This window comes from Plesiomonas sp., assembly GCF_051650925.1.
GTDB lineage: Bacteria > Pseudomonadota > Gammaproteobacteria > Enterobacterales > CAMTGL01 > Plesiomonas.
Map to the genome: position 1 here is coordinate 1 of NZ_JBOFRH010000182.1, position 5,237 is coordinate 5,237.

Annotated in this window: 1 protein-coding gene and 1 pseudogene; one reads left to right on the forward strand and one right to left on the reverse strand. The window is 42.9% G+C overall.

What is annotated here, in order from left to right; translation table 11 throughout:
* A partial coding sequence (locus ACRC27_RS04235; protein WP_438639266.1) for a DUF2860 family protein occupies positions 1 to 857 on the forward strand: 857 nt, incomplete at its 5' end.
* A gap of 127 nt (positions 858 to 984) precedes the next feature.
* Here the strand turns inward: ACRC27_RS04235 and hrpA are convergent.
* A pseudogene (gene hrpA / locus ACRC27_RS04240) lies at positions 985 to 4,696 on the reverse strand (ATP-dependent RNA helicase HrpA); the annotation flags it as partial.
* Positions 4,697 to 5,237: the final 541 nt, after the last annotated feature.

Consider the following 5,237-nt stretch of genomic DNA (forward strand, 5'->3'; position numbering starts at 1 on the left):
ATGATGCGAACCGTTATGTAGAAAATAAAGATGCATCAGCAGAGTCAAAGAATAAGCTATCCCCTTCTTTTAACTTAGATTTACGCTATACATTGGGTGAATCAAGAACACAATTCTATTTAGGGAATCTGATTCAAGACTCTGTTCGGCTCGATTTCTCACAGCAACTGGGGGTTCGTCAACAAATCGGCCAGAATGGTATTCTTTCCGCAGCCTATGTATTTTCTGGATTAGCTAATAACGTGTGGCAAGACCCCTATGCGTTTGGTGTTGCACGCTCAGATACAAAACGTGATACCAAAGGCGCGTTGATTGGGTGGCAAAATATTTTAGGCAGCAATTTCTCAGCTGATTATACCTATCGTAATTTATCTATAGATAATGAAATTAGCGGGCAATACTTATATCAAAATAATGAATTAACATCCGCACAGATGCGAATGCTTGATCGTAATGGTTATAGCCATACATCACGTGTATCTTACTTTTATGCCATTAATCAAAGCCAATATTTAGTACCGGAACTTCGGTATGTTGATAACCAGCTAGAAGGTGATGCTGTCAGTAATCAGCAATATGGTATGCTGGTCAGTTATTTCTGGCGAGCAATGCCATACAATTTAGTCAGTAATATTTATTTAGGTAAAACAGATTACACGAAAGCTAATCCCGTTTTTGATAAAAAAACAGACTCAACTGACTTTGCAGCTAACGTAATGTTATTTAGAAATAATATTTTCAACATGCCAAAACTGTCTGTTTATGGCTCTTTAGCCTACGGAAAAATAAACTCTGACGTTGAGTTTTTTAACTCTCAACTAAGTAATTTTTCAGTCGGGATGATGTATCGTTTTTAGTGAATTTCTATTTTTTTAATACATGTGATAATGAAAAATATAACTAAAAATAACGTTGTCACCCACTGCAATATAAAAAAGGCCCTATTTAAGGGCCTTTTCTTTGTGCTAGTTATCTGAAAAACCATTAATTTAACGCATCATCAATGGCTATTTTTACCCGTTTGTCTGAAACCGGATACGGTGTCCCCAATTGTTGAGCGAACAAGCTAACCCTTAGCTCTTCTAGCATCCAGCGTAAATCTTGTACTTTATCTGGAACAGGCTGCCCTTTAGGAACTTTACCCAGTAATAGCTGATACTCTTTCTGTACTGACTCTACTTTAAGCATCTGCGCTCTGTCACGATTAGGATCTGTCGGTAATTTCTCTAAACGGCGCTCAATTGCGTTTAAATAGCGTTGTACATCAGGTAAACGCTGCCAACCGCACTCGCTGACAAAGCCTCGATAAATTAAATTACCCATTTGAGCTTTGACATCAGACAGAGCAAATGCCATGGTAAAATCAATCTTTCCTTTTAAACGCTTATTAATTTCATGTGATGTTGTTAATATACGTTCAACCTGTTGAGCAATATCTACAACCGCATCATTTAAATGAGCTCGAACATGATCACGCAACAATTCAAAATTGTTATCTTCCCATGCTGGGCCGCCAAACTCTGCAGTTAATTTATCAATACCGGCATCAATACAGTCATCAATTAAATCAAGAACCTTGCCAAACGGGTTAAAATAAAGCCCCAGCTTGGCTTTGTTAGGTAAGCGCTCATGTAAGTATTTAATCGGTGATGGAACATTCAGTAATAATAAACGGCGCGTACCTTTTAACATCGCTTTTTGTTGTTCATGCTCGGTTTCAAACAGTTTAATACTGACAGAGTCTTTATCATCCACCAGCGCAGGGAAAGCTTTAACTGAATAACCGCCCCGCTTTTGTTCATAACATTGTGGCAATGAACCAAAACTCCAGAGATGTAAACCTGACTGCTCAATACCATCATCAGCAACGGCGGAAAGCGTTTCCTGCACCTTTTCTTTCAGATTCAGTTTTAATGTATCTAGATCAGTGCTCTCAGCTAATTTCTGGTTTTTATCATTTACAACCCTAAATGTCATGTTGAGATGATCAGGGATAGGTGTTGAACCCCAATCTTCACGTGACACTGTCACACCAGTCATTCGGCGGAATTCACGTTCGAGCGCATCAAGTAAATTACCGTCAAGCGCCTCTGCCCGACCTAAAAATGCCTGAGCATAATTAGGGGCAGGAACAAAATTACGGCGTACTGGCTTGGGTAGTGATTTAATCAACGCAATGATCAGCTCTTCACGTAAACCAGGAATTTGCCAATCAAAACCGATTGCCTCAACCTGATTTAATACCGGTAATGGAATATGTACCGTCACACCATCCGCTTCTTGACCCGGCTCAAACTGATAGGAGAGCTTTAATTTCAAATTACCCTGATACCAAAAGTTCGGATAATCCAAATCACTAATTTTTGCGGCGCCCTCTTTAATCAGCATCGATTTTTCAAAGCTGAGTAAATCAGGTTGTGCTTTTTCAGTTTGCTTCCACCAGCTATCAAAGTGACGGCCTGAAACGATATCATGCGGCAAGCGCTGATCATAAAACGCAAACAGGGTTTCATCATCAACCAAAATATCACGTCGACGTGATTTATGTTCTAGCTCTTCCACTTCCGCCAATAATAAACGGTTTTCACGGAAAAACTTATGTCGCGTATTCCATTCCCCTTCCACCAGCCCAGAACGGATAAATAGCTCACGAGATAACAACGGATCAATCTCGCCATAATTGACTTTACGCGCAACAACAATAGGAATGCCATAAAGCGTGACACGCTCACTGGCCATAACCGCATTTTGCGCTTTTTCCCAATGCGGTTCACTGTAGCTACGTTTTACCAAATGTTGAGCAAGCGGCTCTATCCATTCAGGTTCAATACGGGCGGCAATTCGCCCCCATAAACGCGATGTTTCAACAAGCTCAGCAACCATTGCCCATTTAGGGGATTTCTTAAACAGAGCAGAACCTGGAAAAATAGCAAACCGAGCATTACGCGCACCCTGAAATTCATTTTTCTCGGCATCTTTCATACCAATATGGGAAAGCATACCGGTGAGGAGTGCTAAATGAACGGAACGAAAATCTGCAGGTTCTTCATTGATAGAAAGGCCTTGTTCACGCACAACTTGACGTAATTGCGTATAAATATCCTGCCATTCACGAATACGTAAATAGTTAAGGAAATCAGATTTACACTGTCTGCGAAACACGTTGCTCGAAAGTGCTTTTTGCTGATCGCGCAGATAATCCCACAGGTTCACAAATGCCAAGAAGTCAGAGTCTTTATCATGAAAACGGCGATGCTTTTCATCTGATGCTTGTTGTTTTTCTTGCGGACGTTCACGCGGGTCTTGAATAGACAACGCGGCAACAATGATCATAACCTCACGCAGGCAACCATATTTAGGCGCATCTAACACCATACGTGCCAAACGCGGATCGACCGGAAGTTGTGATAACTTGCGCCCCAGTGGGGTTAAACGCTTTTTCGCCTCTTTTTGTTCGGGATCTAGCGCACCCAGCTCTTCAAGCAAGCGAACGCCATCTTGGATATTACGTTTATCTGGCGCTTCCACAAATGGGAATGCACTGATATCCCCTAACCCTAATGAGGTCATTTGCAAGATGACCGACGCTAAGTTGGTACGCAAAATCTCAGGATCAGTAAACTCAGGGCGCGATAAGAAATCATCTTCAGAGTACAAACGAATACAGATACCGTCAGAAACACGGCCGCAACGCCCTTTACGTTGATTGGCCGATGCCTGTGAAATTGGCTCTATAGGTAAACGCTGAACTTTGGTGCGATAACTGTAACGTGAAATACGCGCAGTTCCCGGATCAATGACATATTTGATCCCCGGAACAGTCAGTGATGTTTCTGCTACGTTGGTTGCCAATACAATGCGGCGACCCACAGAGGGTTGAAACACCCGATTTTGTTCTGATGATGAGAGACGTGCATACAGCGGTAAAATTTCAGTATGCGGCAACTGGCGCTTTTCCAAAGCATCAGCGGTATCACGTATTTCACGTTCACCGTTCATGAAGATCAGAATATCACCACGATTTTCCAGATACAGCTCATCTACTGCATCAAAGATAGCTTGTAGCTGATCGTTATCCTCCCCCGCGTCGGCCGCGCAATGATAACGTACCTCTACCGGATAAGTGCGGCCAGACACTTCAATGATCGGCGCATTGTTAAAGTGCTTAGAAAAGCGCTCAGGATCAATAGTTGCAGAGGTAATAATCACTTTCAGATCAGGGCGCTTTGGCAACAGCTCTCGCAAATAACCCAGAATAAAATCGATATTCAGACTGCGCTCGTGCGCCTCATCAATAATGATGGTGTCGTATTGGGTTAAATACCGATCATTTTGAATTTCCGCCAGTAAAATACCGTCGGTCATCAGCTTAACGAGCGTGTTATCACTCACCTGATCATTAAAACGTACTTTATAACCGACAGTTGATCCCATCTGAGTTTTCAACTCATCGGCGATACGGTTTGCTACTGAACGCGCAGCCAAGCGGCGTGGCTGGGTATGCCCGATTACCCCCCTGAATACCACGGCCAAGCTCTAGACAGATCTTCGGCAATTGTGTGGTTTTACCCGATCCGGTTTCTCCGGCCACAATCACCACTTGGTGATCTCTGATGGCATTTAAAATGTCATCTCTTTTTTGGCTAACCGGCAGCTCCAGCGGATATTCAATGGCAGGAATTGAGGCGCGACGGGCCTCTATCTTACGTTTGGCATCCGTAAGCTCAGTGGTTATCTCATCAACCACTTTTTGCAGCGTTTGCGGATTTTTAATCTTCTTTGCACCTTCAATCCGGCGCTGCAAGCGGCGGCGATCACGCAGCATGATACCGTTCAGCTCGGCCATGCGCGGCAACAAAGGGGCTTTCACAATCGGGTTACCGTTCATTGTTGTGATTCTTATTCAATTTCAATACGGAGTCAGAAAATGCTGCATGACGTGCTGCTATCACCACACGGGGGCAATAAGCTTCTGCATCATGCCTGATATTGTTGTGAATATTATCACAGAGTCACGCGGGGTGCGCTTTACCTGCACCTGGTCTGTTGTTTTATTCCTTTATATCTCTATCTCTTTATAGCGGATAAGCGCATATCAAGTCTGTACCCCATTGCATGGAGTGAACATTTGCACTCAGTGCACGTTTCTACCGGCACCGGCTTGCATTTGATAATGATAGTTAATATCATTCCCGTTAATAGGTCACACAGGGTTACATCTTGTATCCGCACATTTT